We start from the raw sequence: 19,917 nt of genomic DNA on the forward strand, positions 1-19,917 counted from the left end.
TTATTGATTTTGACTTTGTGATTATAATCGAACTCAGGTTAAAAAACGTGCACCTTGTATAATAAACAAATTAAAATTTGGAATAAATAACTTATTCCTCTAGCCAAACTTTAAATTCTTTGGTTCGTTCTCTACTTACAATCATGTTTTGAAAATCAGATTTTTGCATCTTTACTTTACACCTAGAATTTGTATGCGCATAAATCTCCTGAATATGATTTTTATGGATGATGTATTTTCTTGAAATTCTAAAAAAAACAATCGGATTAAGTTTGTTTTCTAATTGATCTAACGAAGAATCAAGATCGTATGTCCTTCCAGAACTTGTTAACAAAAAAGTGGACTTATTTTCGCTATAAAACACAATTATGTCTTTTGCTTCAACAACAATAATCTTATGTCCTACTTGTACAGTAAACCGATTTTTATAAGAAGATTTCTTAATCTGAAAACCCAAAAAATTTCGTAACTCATCTACATTGAAAGCATCTTGCTTTATTCTTTCCCACTTATATAAAGCTTGCATTAATTTATCCTCTTCCACTGGTTTTAAGAGATAGTCAATGCTATTGAGCTGAAAAGCTTGAATAGCAAACTCATCATAAGCTGTGGTAAAGATGATTGGACAATTCACCTCAACATCTGTAAAAATTTCAAACGAAAGCCCGTCACTCAACTGCACATCCAAAAAAATTAAATCGGGAGTATTTTTATTTAAATATTCTATAGAAGATTGAATATCATGCAATAGAAAAGCTTCGGGATAATTATTTTTCTGAAGCATTCTGTTCAATCTTCGCGCAGCTGGTTTTTCATCTTCAATAATGACTAAATTTAACTTATTCATTTTTAGTAGGTATTAGCGGTAAAGATACTTGAAAGTAATTATTATCATTAAAGATTTGAATAGCTGAGGTAGTAAAGTTAGCATATCTACTTTTGATATTGGCCAGTCCAATACCTGTATTTTCAGAAGAAAAATGCGATTTCAACTGAAGCGTATTTTTTATTATCAAATAATCACTTTCTTGTTCTATACTTACTTTTAGTGGTTGTTTTACACTTATTTTATTATGTTTTGTTGCATTTTCAACCAGCAATTGTAGGGCTAAAGGAGGCATTAATAATTCTTGATTAATAGAGTCTGATAGCTGCAACTCAAAGGCATCCTCAAATCGCATAGAAATTAATTTTGCATAAATTTTTATAAAATCAATTTCTTCTTTTACTTTCACTAAATCTTTATTTCGCTGTTCTAAAACATAACGATATACGTGTGATAGTGAAGTAGTAAACTGAGAGGCTTTTTCTTGATCTTCTTCAATTAAAGAGGTCAATACATTTAAGCTATTAAATAAAAAATGAGGATCTAATTGAGATTTTAATGCTTCAAATTTAGCTGTATTTTGTTCTGCTATTATTTGTTGATTTTTAAGCTTGGCTTCTTGAAGTGCTTTCCCAAAATAAAATAAATGAAAACACAAGGTAACCACAAAAGCAATGAGCATAGCAAAAAGATAATTACCATAAGTTTCGATTTCTAAAAATTGAGAAAAAGTATAATTTTCTATAGCCACAAAGTGAGTCATACGAGCTACAAAAAAAGCTAATGTGGATAGAAATACAGAACCAAAAACACCTATAAAAAGCATTTTTTTAGGTGATTTCTCCCAAGAAAAAAGTCTGTTTAAGTAGCTAAAAAATAAAATATTGGTTAAACCAATACAGGCGGCATAAACAAAGTTTATCAAGGGGGTTTTCCAATTCCATAGAAAGTCTTGATCAAAGCCTAAGGCAGCATAATTGATAAAGTGAATTAAGAAAGAGATAAATACAGACAGCAGTAAAATTGTTTTTAAAGTTTTCATTTTTTTAATTTTCAACAAAAATGCAAGCAAAGTTAAGCTTAAAAAACTATTTAATGATGAACTGTAGAAAGCAAAGAGTGAATTGTATAAGCCATAAAAAAACCACTTCTATACAGCTTAGAAGTGGTTTGTGTTTTTACTATTTAAATGCTTTTACTTCATCATTTCCATAAACTTCTCCATATTAGGCATTAGGGTTATGGTTGTTCTTCTATTTTTTGCTCTTCCTTCTGAAGTCTCGTTTTCTGCAACGGGTTTGTGTTCTCCTCTAGAAGAAGCGGCTAGTTGTTCACCTAATACATCAAACTTACCTTCTAGCAAACGAACTACAGCTATAGCTCGTTTAGAAGCCATCATCCAATTATCTCCTAAATAAGAACCTTCAACAACAGGTGTAGCATCTGCGTGACCTTCTACTAAAACCTCCATATTAGGCTCTGATTTAATCAAATTAGCTAATTTTTCAATGAGTGGGTGAGAGTTTTTATTAACCCATGCACTTCCACTTTTAAATAATATACTATTATTGATTGTAATTTTTACCACAGGTTGAGCTACGCTTACTTCTAAGCCTTCTTTTTTTATAGGATTTCCGTTGGCATCAAGTTCAAGTCCGTCAGCTCCAAATGAATCATTTAAACTTTGTTGTATATTGTAGGCAACAGCTAAGTTTATGGAGTCATTTAATGTTTTTGCTCCAGCCACTTTATCAGGGTTCATTTTTTGGAGGACTCTACGCATATTTTGCTTTGAAGTTTCAGACATCACACTTCCGTCTTTCCCAATTTCAACTCGGTTTTGGTTGTCCTTTTGTAAGGCGTAAATCTTTTGATTGTAATTCTCTACCGTAGCTTCAAGGGCTTCTTTTTCTTCTTTATGTGTTCTTTTCTCAGCTGTTTCTTTGCTTAGTCTAGACTCTACTTGCATCAACTTGTTTTCTGCTTGTGTAAGTTTCTTTTTCGAAACACATGAGCCAAAGCTCAAGGCGATACAAAGTCCTACTAATCCAATTTTTTTCTTCATTACTTAAATTATATTTCTTCTTGTTATACTTTTTCTCCGTAGGCTAAATCGCCTGCATCACCTAAACCGGGAATGATATAGGAATGCTTATTTAATTTTTCATCAATTACTCCTACCCACAATTCAACTTCTTCGTTAATGTGCTCTTTCAAATAGGCAATTCCCTCAGGAGCAGCAAAAATGCAAATTAGATGTATTTTTTTTGTTTTTGCTTTTGCAGTTAAGCTCTTATATGCGTTATACATAGATTTTCCAGAAGCTAACATGGGATCAGCTAAAATAAGCGTTTTACCAGTTAAATCTGGACTTGCCGCATATTCAATAGCTATTTTAAACTTGGTTTCACTTTCGTATTTTCGATAGGCAGAAATAAATGCACTTTCTGCTTGATCTAAGTAGTTTAAAAGACCTTGATGCAAGGGAATTCCTGCCCTCAAAATGGAAGCAATAACCAATTGATAATTGGGTAATTTAATCAGCGTTTCAGCAAGTGGGGTTTGAATATTTTCAGCTGAATAATCAAAGCGACTACTAATTTCATAGGCAAATATTTCACCAATTCGCTCAATATTTCGCCTGAAGCGCATACTATCTTTTTGTATAGTCTTGTCTCTTAATTCAGCTATAAACTGATTTAAAATAGTATTATTCTTGCTTAAGTTGTGAACTAACATTGAGTTTGCATTTCCTGTAAACAAAGCTATAAAAATTTATTCATTGAGCAAGAGATTATTTTTTGTAAACAAGGTTCTTTTTATAAATACGATGACCTCTGGTTATGATTTTAATTTTTCGGCCAAATATTTATGGGTATAACCTTTGGCTTGTTTAACAATTTCTTCAGGTGTGCCTTTGGCTACCAAATTTCCTCCTTGCTCACCACCTTCAGGACCAATATCTATGATTTGATCTGCACACTTAATTAAATCGATATTATGTTCAATAACCACAATTGAATGGCCATTTTCAAGCAAAGCATCAAAGGATTTTAATAGTTTTTTAATATCGTGAAAATGCAAGCCTGTTGTAGGTTCATCAAAAATAAACAAGGTGTTTTCTGCCCTGCTTCCTTTGCTTAGAAAAGAAGCGAGTTTAATCCGTTGAGCTTCTCCTCCTGAAAGTGTGGAAGAACTTTGCCCTAAACTTACATAACCCAAACCAACATCTTGGAGCGGTTGTAAGCGTTTGGTGATTTTATTTTGTTGATGATGCTCAAAAAAATCAATGGCATTATCTACCGTCATTGATAAAACATCATGAATAGATTGGCTTTCAAACTTCACTTCTAATACATTGTCTTGAAAACGTTTACCATGACAAGCGTCACACACCAAATGCACATCAGCCATAAATTGCATTTCAATAGTAATTTCACCTTCGCCTTCGCATTTTTCACATCTTCCTCCTGTCACATTAAAACTGAAGTGCTTCGGTTGAAATCGATTAAGCTTAGCTAATTTTTGCTCTGAAAATAGCTTTCTAATTTCATCGTAAGCCTTCACATAAGTTACCGGATTAGACCGTGAAGATTTACCAATAGGATTTTGGTCAATGTATTCAACGGCCTCTAAGTGGTTAAATTTTCCTTCATGACCGTCATGCTGCCCAGCTTTAATCCCATAGTTCCCACAAGCTTTCATTGCAATTGGATAAAGTAGATTTTTAACCAAGGTACTTTTTCCACTTCCCGAAACTCCTGTTATACAAGTTAATACTCCTAGAGGTACTTTTACATCAATGTCTTTAAGGTTGTTTTCTCTTGCGCCATTAATTTGGATATAGCGTGTAGATTTTCTTCTTTTTTTCGGAACTTCAATAGCTAAACTTTCATTTAGGTATTTTGCAGTAAGTGAATTTTGCCTTAAAATTTCATTGTAATTGCCTTCTGCAACAACTTCGCCACCAAAGGTTCCTGCTTCAGGACCAATATCAATAATTTGGTCGGCAGCTTTCATTAATTCTTCATCATGTTCTACAACAATTACTGTATTTCCTAAATCACGAAGCTTTTTTAAAACATAAATGAGTCGTTCGTTATCTTTTGCATGTAAACCAATAGAGGGTTCATCAAGAATATACATCGACCCAACCAAGCTACTTCCAAGCGATGTGGCTAAGTTAATTCGCTGCGATTCTCCACCAGAAAGACTGTTAGATTTTCTGTTTAAACTTAAGTAAGATAAGCCCACATCCATCAAAAATTGAAGTCGATTTTTGATTTCTAACAGCAAACGTTTAGCTATTTTGTAATCGTTCTCACTCAACTCTAATTGACTAAAAAACGAAGCCAGTTGGTCGATAGGCAAATCCACTAAACCAGATATACTCTTGCCTCCTACTTTAACGTAATTGGCCTCTTTTCTTAATCGTTTTCCTTTACACTGACCACATTTAGTTTTTCCTCGGTAACGCGAAAGCAAGACTCTATTCTGAATTTTATAGGCTTTTGACTCTACTTCTTCAAAAAATTCGTAAATTCCAGTAATGTATTTATTACCCTCCCAAAGTACTTGTTTTTGTTCTTCTGAAAGTTGAAAATAGGGCTTATGAATAGGAAAATCAAAAAACGAAGCTTTTTCTATAAGTTGGTCTTTATACCACTGAAGCTTTTCGCCACGCCAAGGATATATGGCTTCTTGGAAAACACTGAGTTTCGTATTTGGCACAACCAATTCTTCATCAACACCAATTACATCTCCGTAACCTTCGCATTTAGGACATGCCCCATAAGGATTATTAAAGCTGAAAAAATGAACATTAGGTTCTAAAAACTGCATTCCATCAAGCTCAAATTTATTGCTAAATTCATAGGTTTTATCTTTTTCTAAGTTTTCGAGATAAAGCCTCCCCTTACCTTCGTAAAATGCGTTTTGAATAGCATCTGCAAGCCGATTGTAAAAATCTTCATCATCCTTCACTACCACTCTATCTACAACAATTGAAAAAGATTTTGTAGCTTGAATTTTGGCATCAACATCATCAATTCGAATGACTTCATTACCTAATTTTAAACGGCTAAATCCCTGTTGTTGAAGAATTTCTAATTTTTTTTTAAAATCTTTTTTGGCATCTAATTCTATAGGAGCTAAAAGGAGTAATTTAGTTTTTAAGTCGAATTTTTTTACTTGATTAACCACATCGGTCACTGTATCTTTTTTAACCTCTTGTCCTGATTTAGGCGAAATGGTTTTGCCTATTCTAGCATAAAGAAGTTTAAGGTAATCATAAATTTCTGTGGAAGTTCCAACTGTTGACCTTGGGTTAGTGGAATTAACTTTCTGTTCAATGGCAATAGCTGGAGCTATACCTTTAATGTAATCTACTTGAGGTTTATCTAATCGGCCCAAAAATTGACGTGCATAAGAAGACAAACTTTCTACATATCTGCGCTGCCCTTCTGCGAAAAGTGTGTCAAACGCTAGACTTGATTTTCCAGAACCCGAAAGTCCTGTAATCACTACTAATTTATTTCTAGGAATAACCACTGAAACATCCTTCAAATTATGAAGTTTTGCTCCTTTTATAATGATGTTTTCCTTTGGGTTTACTTCAAGTAAATGATCTTTCATAGTGTAACTTGTCAATCTGATTTTAAAAACGGCTAATTTACATTTATTTGTAAGCTCTAGCCCAATTACCCAATTGCTTTATCTTTAATTTAACCAAGATAATCCTTTTTTTGATGCCACTACTAAGCTAAAAAAGTTAAATCAATGATTTAAACCCAGCTTCGATTCTTCTCTAGTTTAAGCAAAAAGGAAGAGTTGATGAATAATTTTGTTACATCAAAAGAGGATATTGATTTGTAAAATTAGTACAAGCCATTACTCAGCTCGAAAAAATAGCGATATTTGTAGCAGAGAACAGGACGTTTTTTTTTTTAGTGTAGTTAGAAATTTAGTTCCGCTTATAAGTGAGGAATTATTTTTAATAGAGATGAAAACCACCCCCTCATCTCGATATTTTTATACATTACCAGAACTGTTTAAAGCAGCTATATTTGCACTTAGATTCTTAAATTGTGCCTTAAGTTGTTTGACAACCTAATTTGAAACAAAGAAGTAAAAAAAATGAAAACAAACTTAGATAATTTACAAATACTTTTTGAAGACAACCATATAATTGTGGTGAATAAACGTGCGGGCGATTTAGTGCAAGGGGACCGAACAGGAGATGCTCCTTTAGCCGAAATTATTAAAGAGTTCATCAAAAAAAGAGATCAAAAACCAGGAAATGTGTATTTAGGTGTAGTTCATCGATTGGACAGACCAACCTCAGGAGCTGTTATTTTTGCTAAAACCTCTAAAGCCTTATCTAGGTTAAATCAAGCATTTGCTAATAAAGAACCTAAAAAAACCTATTGGGCGGTAGTTAAAAATCCACCCCCTAAAAAAGCAGACCGATTAATTCATTATTTACTGAGAAAACCAAAGCAAAATAAATCCTTTGCACATACCAAAGAAGTCAATGGATCTAAGCAGGCTTTTTTAGATTATCAGCTTTTAAAAAGCTTAACTAATTATTATTTATTAGAAATTAATTTAGCTACCGGAAGGCATCATCAAATCCGTTCTCAATTGTCTAAAATTGGATGTCCAATTAAAGGCGATTTAAAATATGATTTTGACCGAAGTAATAAAGATGGAAGCATACATTTACACGCTAGAAAGATCGAATTTATTCATCCTGTTCGTAAAGGAGAGTTGAGCATAAAAGCTCCTGTTAATAAAGAAGATGCCATTTGGAAAGCCTGTTGTAATTTGTAGTTAAAACTAATGCTACTTACACTTATAAAAATGCAATATGTTTTTTAGTTGTAAATCCTAGCCCCGATAGTAGTGGAAAACCCGGAAATAACAAATGCTTATTTTCTTGTCCTGCCAAAGCGACCGGTAGGAAGCTCTTGGCAAGGACTTAGAAAATTGCATTGGTGATTGAGGATTTGAAACGTATAGCGGGATTAATGCTTCAAAAAATAAGGCTACTTTTTTACTTAAAAATCTAGTACGAATTATTGTTTTAAGTAAGGTTAAATTGATTATATGTGTTATTTTTGTTGACCAATAGATGAAATTTTAAAAATAATTTTATGAAATCTTATGATGTTGCCGTAATTGGCTCCGGTCCCGGCGGATATGTTGCGGCTATTAGATGTGCACAACTCGGGATGAAAACTGCAATCATTGAAAAATATGCTACCAAAGGTGGTACGTGCTTAAATGTTGGATGTATTCCTTCTAAAGCGCTTTTAGATTCTTCTCACCACTACGAAGATGCAGTGAAACATTTTGAAGAGCATGGAATAGATATCCCCGGCGAAATTAAAGTGAATCTTGCAAACATGATGAAGAGAAAAGATTCTGTGGTAGAACAAACTACTAAAGGAATTGACTTTTTAATGGATAAAAACAAAATTGACAGCTTTCAAGGCGTGGGTTCGTTTAAAAGTAAAAACGAAGTTCTTATTACTTCTGAGGAAGGAAAAGAGGAAAGTATTGAAGCAAAAAATATAATTATTGCCACCGGAAGCAAGCCTAGAACGCTGCCGGGTATTGAAATAGATAAAGAACGTATTATTACTTCTACTGAAGCCCTTTCTTTAAAAGAAATTCCGAAGCATTTAATTTTAATTGGTGGCGGAGTTATTGGACTTGAATTAGGTCAGGTTTATAACCGACTTGGTGCCGAGGTAACTGTGCTTGAATACATGGATCGCATAATTCCTACAATGGATAAAGCCATGAGTAAAGAAATGCGTAAGGTTTTGAAAAAACAAGGCATGGAATTAAAACTTTCTCATGAAGTTCAATCTGTTGAACGCAAAGGCGATGAAGTGCTTGTTAAAGCTAAGGATAAAAAAGGAAATGAAGTAGAGATTAAAGGTGATTATTGCTTAGTTTCGGTGGGTAGAGTGCCTTTTACTAAAGGATTGAATCCTGAAAATGCTGGGGTTGAAATTAACAATCGTGGCCAAGTGAAAGTAAATGATAAATTGCAAACTACTACTCCTACTATTTACGCAATTGGTGATGTGATTCAAGGGGCTATGTTGGCTCACAAAGCCGAAGAAGAAGGAACTTTTGTGGCCGAAGTAATTGCAGGACAAAAACCACATATTGATTATAATTTGATTCCTAATGTAGTCTATACTTGGCCTGAAGTTGCCTCGGTTGGCAAAACTGAAGAGCAACTTAAAGAGGAAGGTGCAAACTATAAAGTTGGTGAATTTCCGATGAAGGCTTTAGGCCGTTCTAGAGCAAGTGGTGATATTGCTGGTTTAGTAAAAATATTAGCTGACAAACAAACCGATGAAGTGCTTGGTGTTCACATGATTGGTGCAAGAACAGCCGATTTAATTGCTGAGGCTGTAACAGCTATGGAATTTAGAGCAAGTGCTGAAGATATTGCTAGAATGAGTCACGCTCACCCAACTTATGCTGAAGCTGTAAAAGAAGCGGCATTGGCTGCTACAGAAGACCGTGCTTTACATATTTAATTTAGGTAAAAACTTTAGCTTAGGACTTGAACTACTGATTTAAACTTATTGTTAATCTTGTCCTTTCTTTATTTATACAATCACAACCTTGCCTTTTAGGCAGGGTTGTTTTTTATTTGATATTCCTCTTACATTTTCATAAAACCTTGCTACTATCTAAATTCATAAGCTCTATTTTTTTTTAAAAATTGCAATCCAATTCAAATAAATATTTAACACTACTACAACATATTTGTATATACAATAATCATACATTTGTACCTACAATTATTGAAATGAAAATTGAAAATCACATAAAATCGAACAAAACACTAAGTCTTCATAAAAAAATGCTTATTAATGTATTATATACGGGGAATTGGTTAAACGACTGTATAAGTGAAGTTTTGAAAGATTTTGATATTTCTGCACAACAATTTAATGTATTACGAATTTTAAAGGGCAGAAATGGCAATCCTGCTAATTTATCGGACATACAAGAGCGTATGATTGCGAAAAATAGTAATACCACACGATTAGTAGATAAGTTGATTAACAAAGAATTAGTTAGCAAAAAGAAATGTCCAAGTAACAAGCGAAAAGTAGAAATTTTAATAACTGCTTCTGGATTAACATTTTTAGATCAAGTTAATGAAGTGGTCGAAAATAGAGAAGCTAATATTACCAAGCACTTGAATGAAGAGGAAATAGAACAATTAAATGCATTATTGAATAAATTGAGAAACTAGTTATGAGTGATTACATTGAAAATTTAAAATGGAGATATGCCACCAAGCAATTTGATTCTGATAAAGAATTAGAGGAATCAAAAATAGAGATTCTTTTGGATAGCGTTCAGCTTTCAGCCTCCTCTTATGGCATGCAACCTTATGAAGTTTTGGTTATTAAAGATAAAGAAACAAGACGAAAACTGCATCCGGCGGCTTTTGAACAACCACAAATTCTTGATGCTTCTTATGTGTTAGTATTTTGTGCTAACACTATTATTGATGAAGCTTACCTTGATGAATATGTTGAAAATATTGTTTCAACTAGAGGGATGAAAAAGGAAGATTTAAGCGGAATGAAAGAGATGATTATGAATGCAGTGATTAGTCAGCCTCAAGAAAACAAAATTGAATGGGCAAAAAGACAAGCTTATTTAGCCTTAGGCAATTTACTTTCAGCTGCGGCCCATTATAAAATAGATGTTTGTCCGATGGAAGGATTTGATCCTACTCAATTTAACCAAATCCTAGAGCTTGAAGGAAAAAATTTAGCTACGGCAGTTATTGCAACCGTAGGCTATCGTAGTGAAGAAGATCAACTTCAACATGCTAAGAAAGTAAGAAAACCTAAAGAAAAGTTATTTCATAGGTTATAAACAATAAAACTAATAATTTTAACCCTAAATAAAAATAGAAATGAAAATGAATTATTTAAAAAGCCTTATGGCCTCAGTAATTATTGCTGCAGTATCGTTCAATACTGTAAATGCGCAAGACAAAGTAAACGTAAAAGAAAGTACCATTAAATGGGAAGGAGAAAAATTAACTGGTTCTCATGACGGAGTTATCCAAATGAAAGAAGGTTTCTTTTTAATGGATGGCGGAGACCTTGTAGGAGGTGAGTTTATTGTTGATATGACTACTATCGAAGTAACCGATTTAGAAGGTGATGGTAAAGCTAAGCTTGAAGGTCATTTAAATTCTGATGACTTTTTTGGAACTGAAACGCATAATGATGCTAAATTCACCATTAATACAGTAGCTAAAAAAGGAGATACTTACGGAGTTTCTGGTGAAATGACAATTAAAGGAAAAACCAATCCTATTGCTTTTGACCTGAATATGGTTAACGGAAAAGCTTCTACCGAATTTAAAATTGATAGAACAAAATACGATATTCGTTATGGTTCTGGAAGCTTCTTTGACAACTTAGGAGACAAAACTATTTATGATGAATTCACTTTAATGATTGAAATGCAGTATTAATTTTCATGTAGATGAAAATTTAAAAAAACCGGCTAATAGTATTAGTCGGTTTTTTTAATTATTAACCTGAGTTTGGTTATTAACGTTTATTTGATATTGATTTCAATGGCTTTTTATACATTTGATTTATGGAAGAACGAGATTATTTACTAAAAAAAATACGCCCAGAATTAAAAAATGCTAAAGTTTATAAAGACACACTTCAAGAAGAGCGTTTTCAGAATGAATGTCTGCGGCCTATTGCAAAGTTTCAAAACGATATTATTCTGCATATTTATAGCGTTTATATTGATTACAGAAAAAATGTATATCATGAGTTAAATCTTGACAAGAAAAGCACATATATTGAGGAGTCAATAAAAAAAGACTCCAAGATAAGAAGACAGCTTCAAGGGGTCTTTATTGGTCATTTTACATTACAAGAATACAAAACCTATACGTCAAATTACAAGGCTTTCAACAAACGAATTAATAACCTTTGCATAGAACGAATTAAAAGTCAGATGCAATTCTTTGAAATTCACATTCAGAATTAATAAAACTTTAGCCCAGTTAACCACAGAGGCACAAAGTTGACAGAGAGACTCATTTAAAATTGATTTACTCTCGCAAAGCCGCTAAGGCGCAAAGAAATAATACTTTAAACCTGTTAACCACGAAGACACAAAGTTCACAGAGAGATTCATTTAAAATTAAAAATTGTAGTGCTAAACTTTTAAAATAACTCCTTTATTTTTTCAGGGGGTCTTCCTACTACTGCTTTTACTGAGGTGACAACAATTGGGCGTTCAATTAATTTGGGGTAGGTTAGCATGGCTTCAATTAATTCATCATCACTTAAATTTTTGCCTTTGTAATTTTCCTTCCAAACTTTTTCAGTTTTTCTCACTAATTCAGCTGGCTTATAGTCAAGTTTTTCTAAAATTGATTTCAACTCTTCTTTGCTTGGAACTTCAACCAAGTACTTGATTACTTGAAAATCTTTTCCTGACTCTTCAAGGATTTGTAATCCTTCTCTCGATTTTCTGCAACGTGGGTTATGGTATATTTTCATTTTTTGATTTTTGTTTTACAAATCTAATGAAAGTAAGTAACTTTCAATTTGGAAAATTAAAAATAACTAGCCTTAAATACATTTGACTCAAAGTCGATAAGATGTTAATTAATAATACTTTAAAATTGTTAACCACAGAGGTACAACGTTCACAGAGAGACTCATTTAAAATTGATTTACTCTCGCAAAGCCACTAAGACGCAAAGTAATAACACTTTAAACCTGTTAGCTACAGAGGCACAAAGAACACAGTGAAACTCATTCAAAATTTATAAATAATATTCAATCTTACTAATCATACTTTCATTTGTTATTTTGCACGAGGTTACGAGATGTGGAATCTTTAGATTTGGATTTCAGAACATGCATTTAGTTACAGAGTGTGTTTATAGCTTTAACCTATAGAGATTCCGTATAAAATTTTTGAAATGAAAATTTTTACGGAATGACAAATCGGGTGATTTTCGATAATCCAGAACAGATTTATTCTCGCAAAGCCACTAAGGCGAAAAGTTTCTGAGATAAAAGTTGAAAAGCGTTGAACTTACCAACACTCCTACCTTCTAAGCTTCAAACCTTAAACTAAAAAACTAAAGCTTCTCCTCTCCTACTTCATTCTGCCCCATCATCATCAAATAAGCTTTCAAAAAGGGGTCGATATTTCCGTTCATCACATCATCTACATTTCCTGTTTCGTGGCTTGTTCTAACATCTTTCACCAACTTATAAGGATGCATGACATAATTTCTAATTTGCGAACCCCATTCTATGCTTTTCTTATTTGATTCTATCTCTTTTCTAGCTGCTTGTTGCTTTTCTAATTCAATTTGGTATAATTGAGATTTCAACATTTGCATAGCTTTTTGTCTATTCTCTAATTGCGAACGAGTTTCAGAATTATGAATTACAATTCCAGAGGGATGGTGAGTCAAAATAGCTTTGGTTTCAACTTTGTTTACATTCTGCCCTCCCGCACCACCTGAGCGTGCAAAATCCCAATTTATATCAGCCGGGTTGATTTCAATTTCAATACTATCATCGGCTAATGGATATACATATATTGAAGCAAAAGAGGTATGTCGTTTAGCGTTACTATCAAAAGGAGAAATTCGCACTAAGCGGTGAACACCATTTTCGCCTTTCAGCCATCCAAAAGCAAATTCGCCATCCAATTGAAGAGTAACAGTTTTAATTCCAGCTACATCGCCTTCTTGATGGTTAAGTTCAGAAATTTTATAGCCTCTGCGTTCTGCCCACATAATATACATACGCATAAGCATTTGTGCCCAATCGCAACTTTCAGTGCCTCCCGCTCCTGCGGTAATTTGAACAATAGCCGAAAGTTGGTCGCCTTCTTCAGAAAGCATATTTTTAAATTCTAATTCTTCAATATGCACCTTGGCTTTTTCAAAGCGATTCATCACATCATCTTCTGTGGATTCTCCTTCTTTGTGAAACTCAAAAATCACCTCTAAATCTTCTACCAATTCTTCGCAAAGCTCAAAATCTTTTACCCATTGCTTTTTCGCATTGAGTTCTTGCATAAAGGCTTGTGCTTTTTGTGGGTTATCCCAAAAATCGGGAGATAAAGTTTTCTCCTCTTCGTTTGCTATTTCAACTCGCTTATTAGCTAAGTCAAAGATATTGGTTTAAAGCAGTGAGACGTTTTTTGAAATCAGCTATATGGTCATGGTTGATCATTGTTTTTAGTTTTGAAGCAAATGTAAGTTAAAATATGAGATTTTCATAATTCAATTGTTGTAGTCGCTTTAAATTAATGCGTAAAAACTGATTTACATCATTTTAAATTAAACGGTTTAATCTGAAATTTGTATCAAAATAAGAAAAGTTGACTACTAAGGTAAATTGTTTCCACTGTGGAGATGAATGTATTTCAGGGGAAATTGTTAAAGACGAAAAAGATTTTTGCTGTTCGGGTTGTAAAACTGTTTATGAAATTTTTTCTGAAAACGATTTAAGTTGCTACTACGACTTAGAACAGAATCCTGGAGCAACTCCCGAATTTACAGACGATCGATTTAACTTTCTTGAGAATGAACAAATTCAAGAAAAACTGATTGAATTTACCGATGGTGAAACCGAAATTGTTCAACTTTATATTCCTCATATTCATTGCTCTTCTTGTATTTGGATTTTAGAAAATTTACAAAAACTGAATGCTGGAATTATTAGCGGACAAGTAAATTTTCCTGAAAAGACTGTAAGTATAACTTATAAGAAACAAAAAGTAAGTTTAAAAGAAGTGGTTATCCTTTTAGCTTCTATTGGTTACCAACCTTACATTAGTCTAGAAGATTTTGATAAAAGCGAAAAAATTAAAGACCGAAGTCTTATTTATAAAATTGGAATTGCAGGTTTTGCTTTCGGAAATGTCATGTTTCTCTCCTTTCCAGAATATTTTGAAGTTAGTGAATATTGGCTAGAACAATACAAACCCTTATTTAGGTGGCTGATGTTTGCCTTTTCCTTACCAGTTGTTTTTTACGCTGGGCAAGATTTCTTTATCTCTTCGTACAAAGGGATTAAATCAAAAACGCTGAATATCGATACTCCTATTGCATTGGGTATTAGTGTTTTATTTATTCGAAGTACAGCTGAAATTCTATTTGATTTAGGTACTGGTTTTTTTGATAGCCTAACTGGTTTAGTGTTTTTTTTACTATTAGGAAAGTTAGTGCAACAAAAAACCTATTCATTCCTTTCATTTGAAAGGGATTACAAATCTTATTTCCCAATTGCAGTAACTAAAATTAATGAGAATGGTAGTGAAGAAAATCTACCGATTTATAACATTAACAAAGGCGATCGAATTCTTATAAGAAATGGCGAACTAATTCCCGTAGATGGGGTGTTGGTTAAAGGAAAAGCTAGCTTAGATTATTCGTTTGTTACCGGTGAAGCTAAAGCCGTTGAAAAAAACTTAGGTGATAAAATTTACGCCGGAGGAAAACAAAAATCGAGTGTTATTGAACTTATTGCCGATAAGTCTGTTGAGCAGAGTTATCTTACTCAACTTTGGTCGAAAGATGCTTTTCAAAAAAATCATCAATTAGAATACCAAACACTAATTAATAAAATAAGTAAGCACTTTACTTTAGTAGTATTAACAATTGCTTTTTTATCTACTATTTTTTGGTTGATTTATGATGCGTCTCTTGCTTTGAATGTGTTTACGGCAGTTTTAATTATTGCTTGCCCATGTGCTATTGCCTTAGCAAGCCCATTTACTTTAGGCAATCTACTTCGCATATTTGGAAAAAACGGTTTCTATGTAAAAGACGCAGCAAGCCTTGAAAAAATGGCCGAACTAAACACTTTTGTTTTTGATAAAACAGGAACTTTGACTACAAATGCAGGAAGTAAAATTACTTATGAAGGCGTTGATTTAAGCAATGAGGAAGAAAGTTTGGTGAAAAGTACGCTTAGAAACTCAAATCACCCTCTTAGTAGAAAATTATATGAATTTCTGCAATCGCAGGACATACAAACCATAGATGACTATAACGAACATATTGGTAAAGGGATTGAAGCTAAAATTAATCAACAACACATTAAATTAGGTTCAAGCAATTTTGTTGAAAATCCGTTGACGCAAACAGCACAAGAAACCGCAGTTTATTATTCTAAAGATAACAATTACAAGGGTAAATTTGTTTTTAAATCGGCTTACCGTGAAGGGGTTTGGGATTTAATTCATCAAATGAAGAAAGAAAATCAAATTTTAGTTCTTTCTGGAGATAATAGTGGAGAAAGACAATATTTAGAGGAAAAGTTGCCTTTTGAAACACAAGTGTTTTTTAATCAAAAACCAGAAGATAAGTTAATGAAGATTGCCAAACTTCAAAAAAACCAACAACACGTGGCTATGATTGGCGATGGTTTAAATGACGCAGGAGCTTTAAAACAAAGCGATGTAGGAATTGCAATTGCTGAAAACATCAATGTGTTTACGCCGGCTTGCGATGCTATTCTGGATGCTAAAAATTTACCTTTGCTAAATGATTTTGTTAAACTTTCCAGAAAAGGGATGAAAATCATTAAAACTGCTTTTGTACTATCGTTTTTTTATAATGTGATAGGTTTATATTTTGCAGTTACAGGGCAATTAATGCCTGTAATAGCAGCTATTTTAATGCCATTGAGTTCGGTGAGTATTGTGGCGTTTACCAGCATTGCTACCAATTGGGTAACAAGGAATCTTAAGTCTATGACATAGGGTTTAATTGTTTGAATAAGCTTTTTCTTGCTCTTAAAGATCTTACTTTTAAATTATTAACAGGAATACCAAGCTCTTGTGAGATAGCTTTAAAACTCATTTCCTTAAAGTATCTTAATTCTATAATTTCTTGGTATTGAGCAGGTAGTTTTTTAATTTCTAGAACTAACAAATTAGCATATTGATTTTTAATCATTTCGTCTTCAATAGAAGGAACTTCGTCAGAAATTTGTTTTTTTGTACTTTCGTACATCGGCTCAGTGCGTATTTTTTTCTTTCTATTTTCGTCAATTGCTAAATTCCTTGCAATCTGAATCAGCCAAGTCCTAAATGCATAGGTTTCTTTATAAGTATTAATTTTATCAAAGGCTTTAGCAAAAGTTTGAATACAAATTTCTTCTGCTAAATATGAGTCTTTATATTTATTAATCAAATAGTTTTTAACGTATTCCCAATGAGTTTTTAGCAGATAATTATATCCCGCATAATCGCCTGATTTTGCTATATTGATGTAATCACTTTCTAGCATGGGGAAAGATGTTTGTAAATTTAATTTCTAAAAAGATTTAATTTAAAGATACTTAAACGCTATAAAAACCGTACTATAAATAACACAAGAAGCGTAAATTTATTTAATTATTTACTTTTTCGTTTAGTGAAAAATAGTAGATTATCAAAGCGTATCCTATAAGATGATGGAGTTTAATTTATAACTATGCAATATTTAAATAGTATCAATGGAAAACATTTTAACGTTTACAACAGCAAGTAAAAGTCGAATTTTGAAAATTATACTATACTTTACTCACATTATCTTTCTTGCAGTCTTGTTCATCGGGTAGTTTTCCACAAAAACTACAAGATTCTCCAGATTTGTTAAGGAATGGACTTTGACTTGCGCAAGTTCCAGCAAATTTACCATCTTTCTTACCCCATATTTTGATAGCAATGCCTGCAAAACATAGTCCTAAAATTGCGAATGTGATTAAAAATAATTCCATGATACAAAGATACTAAATAGCTTTAATTAAAACCAATTTTTAAGTGAATTTGGCAATTTTTACATATTTGTTTTTAAACCATACCAAAAACACAATATAATTTTAGACTTAAGCTTGAGTAAACTAATTGATCACTCATCAATTAAAATATCTAAAATCTGAATTGCAGCTTCGCTTACTTTTGTACCTGGACCAAAAACAGCTACCGCTCCAGCATCAAAAAGAAATTCGTAATCTGCTGAAGGTATAACCCCACCAACAATGACCATAATATCTTCACGGTTGTACTTTTTTAGTTCTTCAACTACCTGAGGCACTAAGGTTTTATGGCCCGCAGCTAAAGAAGACACCCCTAAAATATGAACATCATTTTCTACCGCTTGTTTAGCCGCTTCTGATGGAGTTTGGAATAAAGGACCAACATCTACATCAAATCCTACATCGGCATAGCCTGTAGCTACAACTTTTGCTCCTCTGTCGTGACCATCCTGCCCCATTTTAGCAATCATAATTCGTGGTCTTCTTCCTTCTAATTCGGCAAATTTGTCGGCCAATTCTCGTGCTTTATTAAAGGATACATCTTCTTTCATTTCACTGCTATAAACTCCACTAAAGGATTGTATTTTTGCTTTATGTCTTCCAAAAACTTCTTCTAAAGCATCACTAATTTCTCCAAGTGTTGCTCTTTCTTTAGCAGCTTCTACTGCAAGGGCAAGTAAATTTCCTTTTCCTGTCTGTGCTGCTTCAGTTAAAGCTTTCAACTTTTGATTCACCAAATCGCAATTTCTAGTGGCTTTGATTTTTTCTAACTTTTCAATTTGTTGCTTTCTTACCGTTTGGTTATCAACTTCCAAAGTAACAATTGGGTCTTCTTTGGGAAGTCGGTATTTATTTACCCCAACAATTGTCTCTACGCCACTATCAATTCTAGCTTGTTTAACTGCTGCTGCTTGTTCTATGCGCAATTTAGGAATGCCTTCTTCAATAGCTTTTGTCATTCCACCAAGCTCTTCAACTTCCTGAATTAATTCCCAAGCTTTATGTGCTATTTCATGAGTCAATTTTTCTACGTAATAACTACCTGCCCAAGGATCAACGGTTTTGGTAATTCCTGTTTCATCTTGCAAATACAACTGGGTATTTCTAGCAATTCTTGCAGAAAAATCAGTAGGTAAAGCAATGGCTTCATCTAAAGCGTTGGTGTGTAAAGATTGGGTTCCGCCAAATGCTGCCGCCGAAGCTTCAATACAAGTTCTAGCAACGTTATTAAATGGGTCTTGCTCGGTTAGACTGTATCCGCTGGTTTGGCAGTGGGTTCTTAAAGAAAGAGATTTCGGGTTTTTAGGATTGAACTGCTTGACTAATTTAGCCCAAAGCATTCGCGCTGCTCTCATTTTAGCAATTTCCATAAAATGGTTCATACCTATTCCCCAGAAAAAAGAAAGCCTAGGCGCAAACGAATCTATATCCATCCCAGCTTCAATTCCTTTTCTGATGTACTCTAAACCATCAGCTAACGTGTAAGCTAATTCAATATCTGCGGTAGCTCCAGCTTCTTGCATGTGGTAACCAGAAATACTAATACTATTAAATTTTGGCATATTTTTAGAAGTAAATTCAAAAATATCTGAAATTACTTTCATGGAAGGGGTTGGAGGATAAATGTAGGTATTTCTTACCATAAACTCCTTCAAAATATCATTCTGAATGGTTCCTGAAAGTTGTTCTTGTTGAACTCCACTTTCTTCTGCAGCCACAATGTAAAAGGCTAAAACAGGTAGTACGGCTCCATTCATAGTCATAGAAACCGACATTTGATCTAAAGGGATTTGATCAAAAAGCACTTTCATATCTTCAACAGAATCAATGGCCACGCCAGCTTTTCCTACATCTCCTACTACTCTTTCATGGTCTGAGTCATATCCTCTATGCGTGGGTAAATCAAAAGCCACTGAAAGTCCTTTTTGTCCTGCTGCCAAATTTCTTCGGTAAAAAGAATTACTCTCTTCAGCGGTTGAAAAACCAGCATACTGACGAATTGTCCAAGGCCTAGAAACATACATCGTAGAATAAGGTCCGCGTAAATACGGAGGAATTCCAGCCACGAAATCAAGGTGCTCTAAATTTTCTAAATGAGCTTCAGAATAAGTAGCTTCCAAGTCAATTTTTTCAGCAGTTTGAAAAGTTTTACCAGAAACAGCTGAATTTACTTGAGGTGATTTTAATTTAAGTGATTGTATATCTTTACGTTTCATTTCTTTTTCA

Annotated in this window: 17 protein-coding genes; 7 read left to right on the top strand and 10 right to left on the bottom strand. The window is 33.3% G+C overall.

The window, feature by feature from the left end; translation table 11 throughout:
* Positions 1 to 91 precede the first annotated feature (91 nt).
* From G7034_RS05265 to uvrA, 5 genes are all read right to left on the bottom strand, one after another.
* Positions 92 to 847, bottom strand: a complete 756-nt coding sequence (locus G7034_RS05265) for a LytR/AlgR family response regulator transcription factor (RefSeq protein ID WP_166399915.1) — start codon at positions 845 to 847, stop codon at positions 92 to 94.
* Positions 840 to 1,868 carry a sensor histidine kinase gene (locus G7034_RS05270; RefSeq protein WP_166399916.1) on the bottom strand — a complete coding sequence of 343 codons (1,029 nt, stop codon included), beginning with the start codon at positions 1,866 to 1,868 and terminating at the stop codon, positions 840 to 842. Before G7034_RS05270 ends, G7034_RS05265 begins: the two co-directional genes overlap by 8 nt.
* 153 nt (positions 1,869 to 2,021) lie before the next feature.
* Positions 2,022 to 2,891 (bottom strand): OmpA/MotB family protein, encoded by an 870-nt coding sequence (locus tag G7034_RS05275; RefSeq protein ID WP_166399917.1) that lies wholly within the window; start codon positions 2,889 to 2,891, stop codon positions 2,022 to 2,024.
* Between the two features lie 23 nt (positions 2,892 to 2,914).
* Positions 2,915 to 3,565, bottom strand: a complete 651-nt coding sequence (gene upp, locus G7034_RS05280) for a uracil phosphoribosyltransferase (protein ID WP_166399918.1) — start codon at positions 3,563 to 3,565, stop codon at positions 2,915 to 2,917.
* 102 nt (positions 3,566 to 3,667) lie between these two features.
* Entirely contained in the window at positions 3,668 to 6,460 is a 2,793-nt protein-coding gene (gene uvrA, locus G7034_RS05285) for an excinuclease ABC subunit UvrA (RefSeq protein ID WP_166399919.1), read from the bottom strand.
* Between the two features lie 501 nt (positions 6,461 to 6,961).
* Here uvrA and G7034_RS05290 point away from each other — a divergent pair.
* The 6 genes from G7034_RS05290 to G7034_RS05315 all read left to right on the top strand — a co-directional run bounded on the left by G7034_RS05290 (position 6,962) and on the right by G7034_RS05315 (position 11,896).
* Positions 6,962 to 7,657, top strand: a complete 696-nt coding sequence (locus G7034_RS05290; protein WP_166399920.1) for an RluA family pseudouridine synthase — start codon at positions 6,962 to 6,964, stop codon at positions 7,655 to 7,657.
* Positions 7,658 to 7,980: 323 nt separating this feature from the next.
* Positions 7,981 to 9,387 carry a dihydrolipoyl dehydrogenase gene (lpdA, locus tag G7034_RS05295; protein WP_166399921.1) on the top strand — a complete coding sequence of 469 codons (1,407 nt, stop codon included), beginning with the start codon at positions 7,981 to 7,983 and terminating at the stop codon, positions 9,385 to 9,387.
* 329 nt (positions 9,388 to 9,716) lie between these two features.
* Positions 9,717 to 10,115, top strand: a complete 399-nt coding sequence (locus G7034_RS05300; RefSeq protein WP_246166755.1) for a MarR family winged helix-turn-helix transcriptional regulator — start codon at positions 9,717 to 9,719, stop codon at positions 10,113 to 10,115.
* A 2-nt stretch (positions 10,116 to 10,117) separates the two neighbouring features.
* Positions 10,118 to 10,750 carry an NAD(P)H-dependent oxidoreductase gene (locus G7034_RS05305; protein ID WP_166399923.1) on the top strand — a complete coding sequence of 211 codons (633 nt, stop codon included), beginning with the start codon at positions 10,118 to 10,120 and terminating at the stop codon, positions 10,748 to 10,750.
* Positions 10,751 to 10,796: 46 nt separating this feature from the next.
* Positions 10,797 to 11,360, top strand: coding sequence for a YceI family protein (locus tag G7034_RS05310; RefSeq protein ID WP_317163737.1), 564 nt, complete (start codon positions 10,797 to 10,799; stop codon positions 11,358 to 11,360).
* Between the two features lie 128 nt (positions 11,361 to 11,488).
* Complete coding sequence (locus G7034_RS05315; RefSeq protein WP_166399925.1) at positions 11,489 to 11,896, top strand: glyoxalase; 408 nt, start codon at positions 11,489 to 11,491, stop codon at positions 11,894 to 11,896.
* A gap of 179 nt (positions 11,897 to 12,075) precedes the next feature.
* On the opposite strand, the gene arsC is transcribed toward G7034_RS05315, so the two are convergent.
* Together arsC and prfB are read right to left on the bottom strand one after the other, a co-directional pair.
* Complete coding sequence (gene arsC, locus G7034_RS05320; RefSeq protein WP_166399926.1) at positions 12,076 to 12,414, bottom strand: arsenate reductase (glutaredoxin); 339 nt, start codon at positions 12,412 to 12,414, stop codon at positions 12,076 to 12,078.
* A gap of 590 nt (positions 12,415 to 13,004) precedes the next feature.
* Positions 13,005 to 14,115, bottom strand: a protein-coding gene (gene prfB, locus G7034_RS05325; protein WP_166399927.1) for a peptide chain release factor 2 whose coding sequence is annotated in 2 segments (ribosomal slippage) — positions 13,005 to 14,051 and positions 14,053 to 14,115 — 1,110 coding nt in all. Because the reading frame shifts where the segments join, the coding sequence is not laid out codon by codon here.
* Positions 14,116 to 14,263: 148 nt separating this feature from the next.
* Between prfB and G7034_RS05330 the strand changes: the two genes are divergently transcribed.
* Complete coding sequence (locus G7034_RS05330; RefSeq protein WP_166399928.1) at positions 14,264 to 16,651, top strand: heavy metal translocating P-type ATPase; 2,388 nt, start codon at positions 14,264 to 14,266, stop codon at positions 16,649 to 16,651.
* On the opposite strand, the gene G7034_RS05335 is transcribed toward G7034_RS05330, so the two are convergent.
* The 3 genes from G7034_RS05335 to scpA all read right to left on the bottom strand — a co-directional run bounded on the left by G7034_RS05335 (position 16,641) and on the right by scpA (position 19,907).
* The gene (locus G7034_RS05335; RefSeq protein WP_166399929.1) at positions 16,641 to 17,180 is read right to left on the bottom strand and encodes an RNA polymerase sigma factor; all 540 of its coding nucleotides are present in this window, start codon (positions 17,178 to 17,180) and stop codon (positions 16,641 to 16,643) included. The two genes, G7034_RS05330 and G7034_RS05335, sit on opposite strands and share 11 nt — an antisense overlap.
* 265 nt (positions 17,181 to 17,445) lie before the next feature.
* Complete coding sequence (locus G7034_RS05340; RefSeq protein WP_166399930.1) at positions 17,446 to 17,652, bottom strand: membrane or secreted protein; 207 nt, start codon at positions 17,650 to 17,652, stop codon at positions 17,446 to 17,448.
* A gap of 131 nt (positions 17,653 to 17,783) precedes the next feature.
* On the bottom strand, positions 17,784 to 19,907 hold the full coding sequence (gene scpA / locus G7034_RS05345) for a methylmalonyl-CoA mutase (RefSeq protein ID WP_166399931.1): 2,124 nt from the start codon (positions 19,905 to 19,907) through the stop codon (positions 17,784 to 17,786).
* Positions 19,908 to 19,917: the final 10 nt, after the last annotated feature.

This window comes from Psychroflexus maritimus, assembly GCF_011089875.1.
Classification (GTDB): domain Bacteria; phylum Bacteroidota; class Bacteroidia; order Flavobacteriales; family Flavobacteriaceae; genus Psychroflexus; species Psychroflexus maritimus.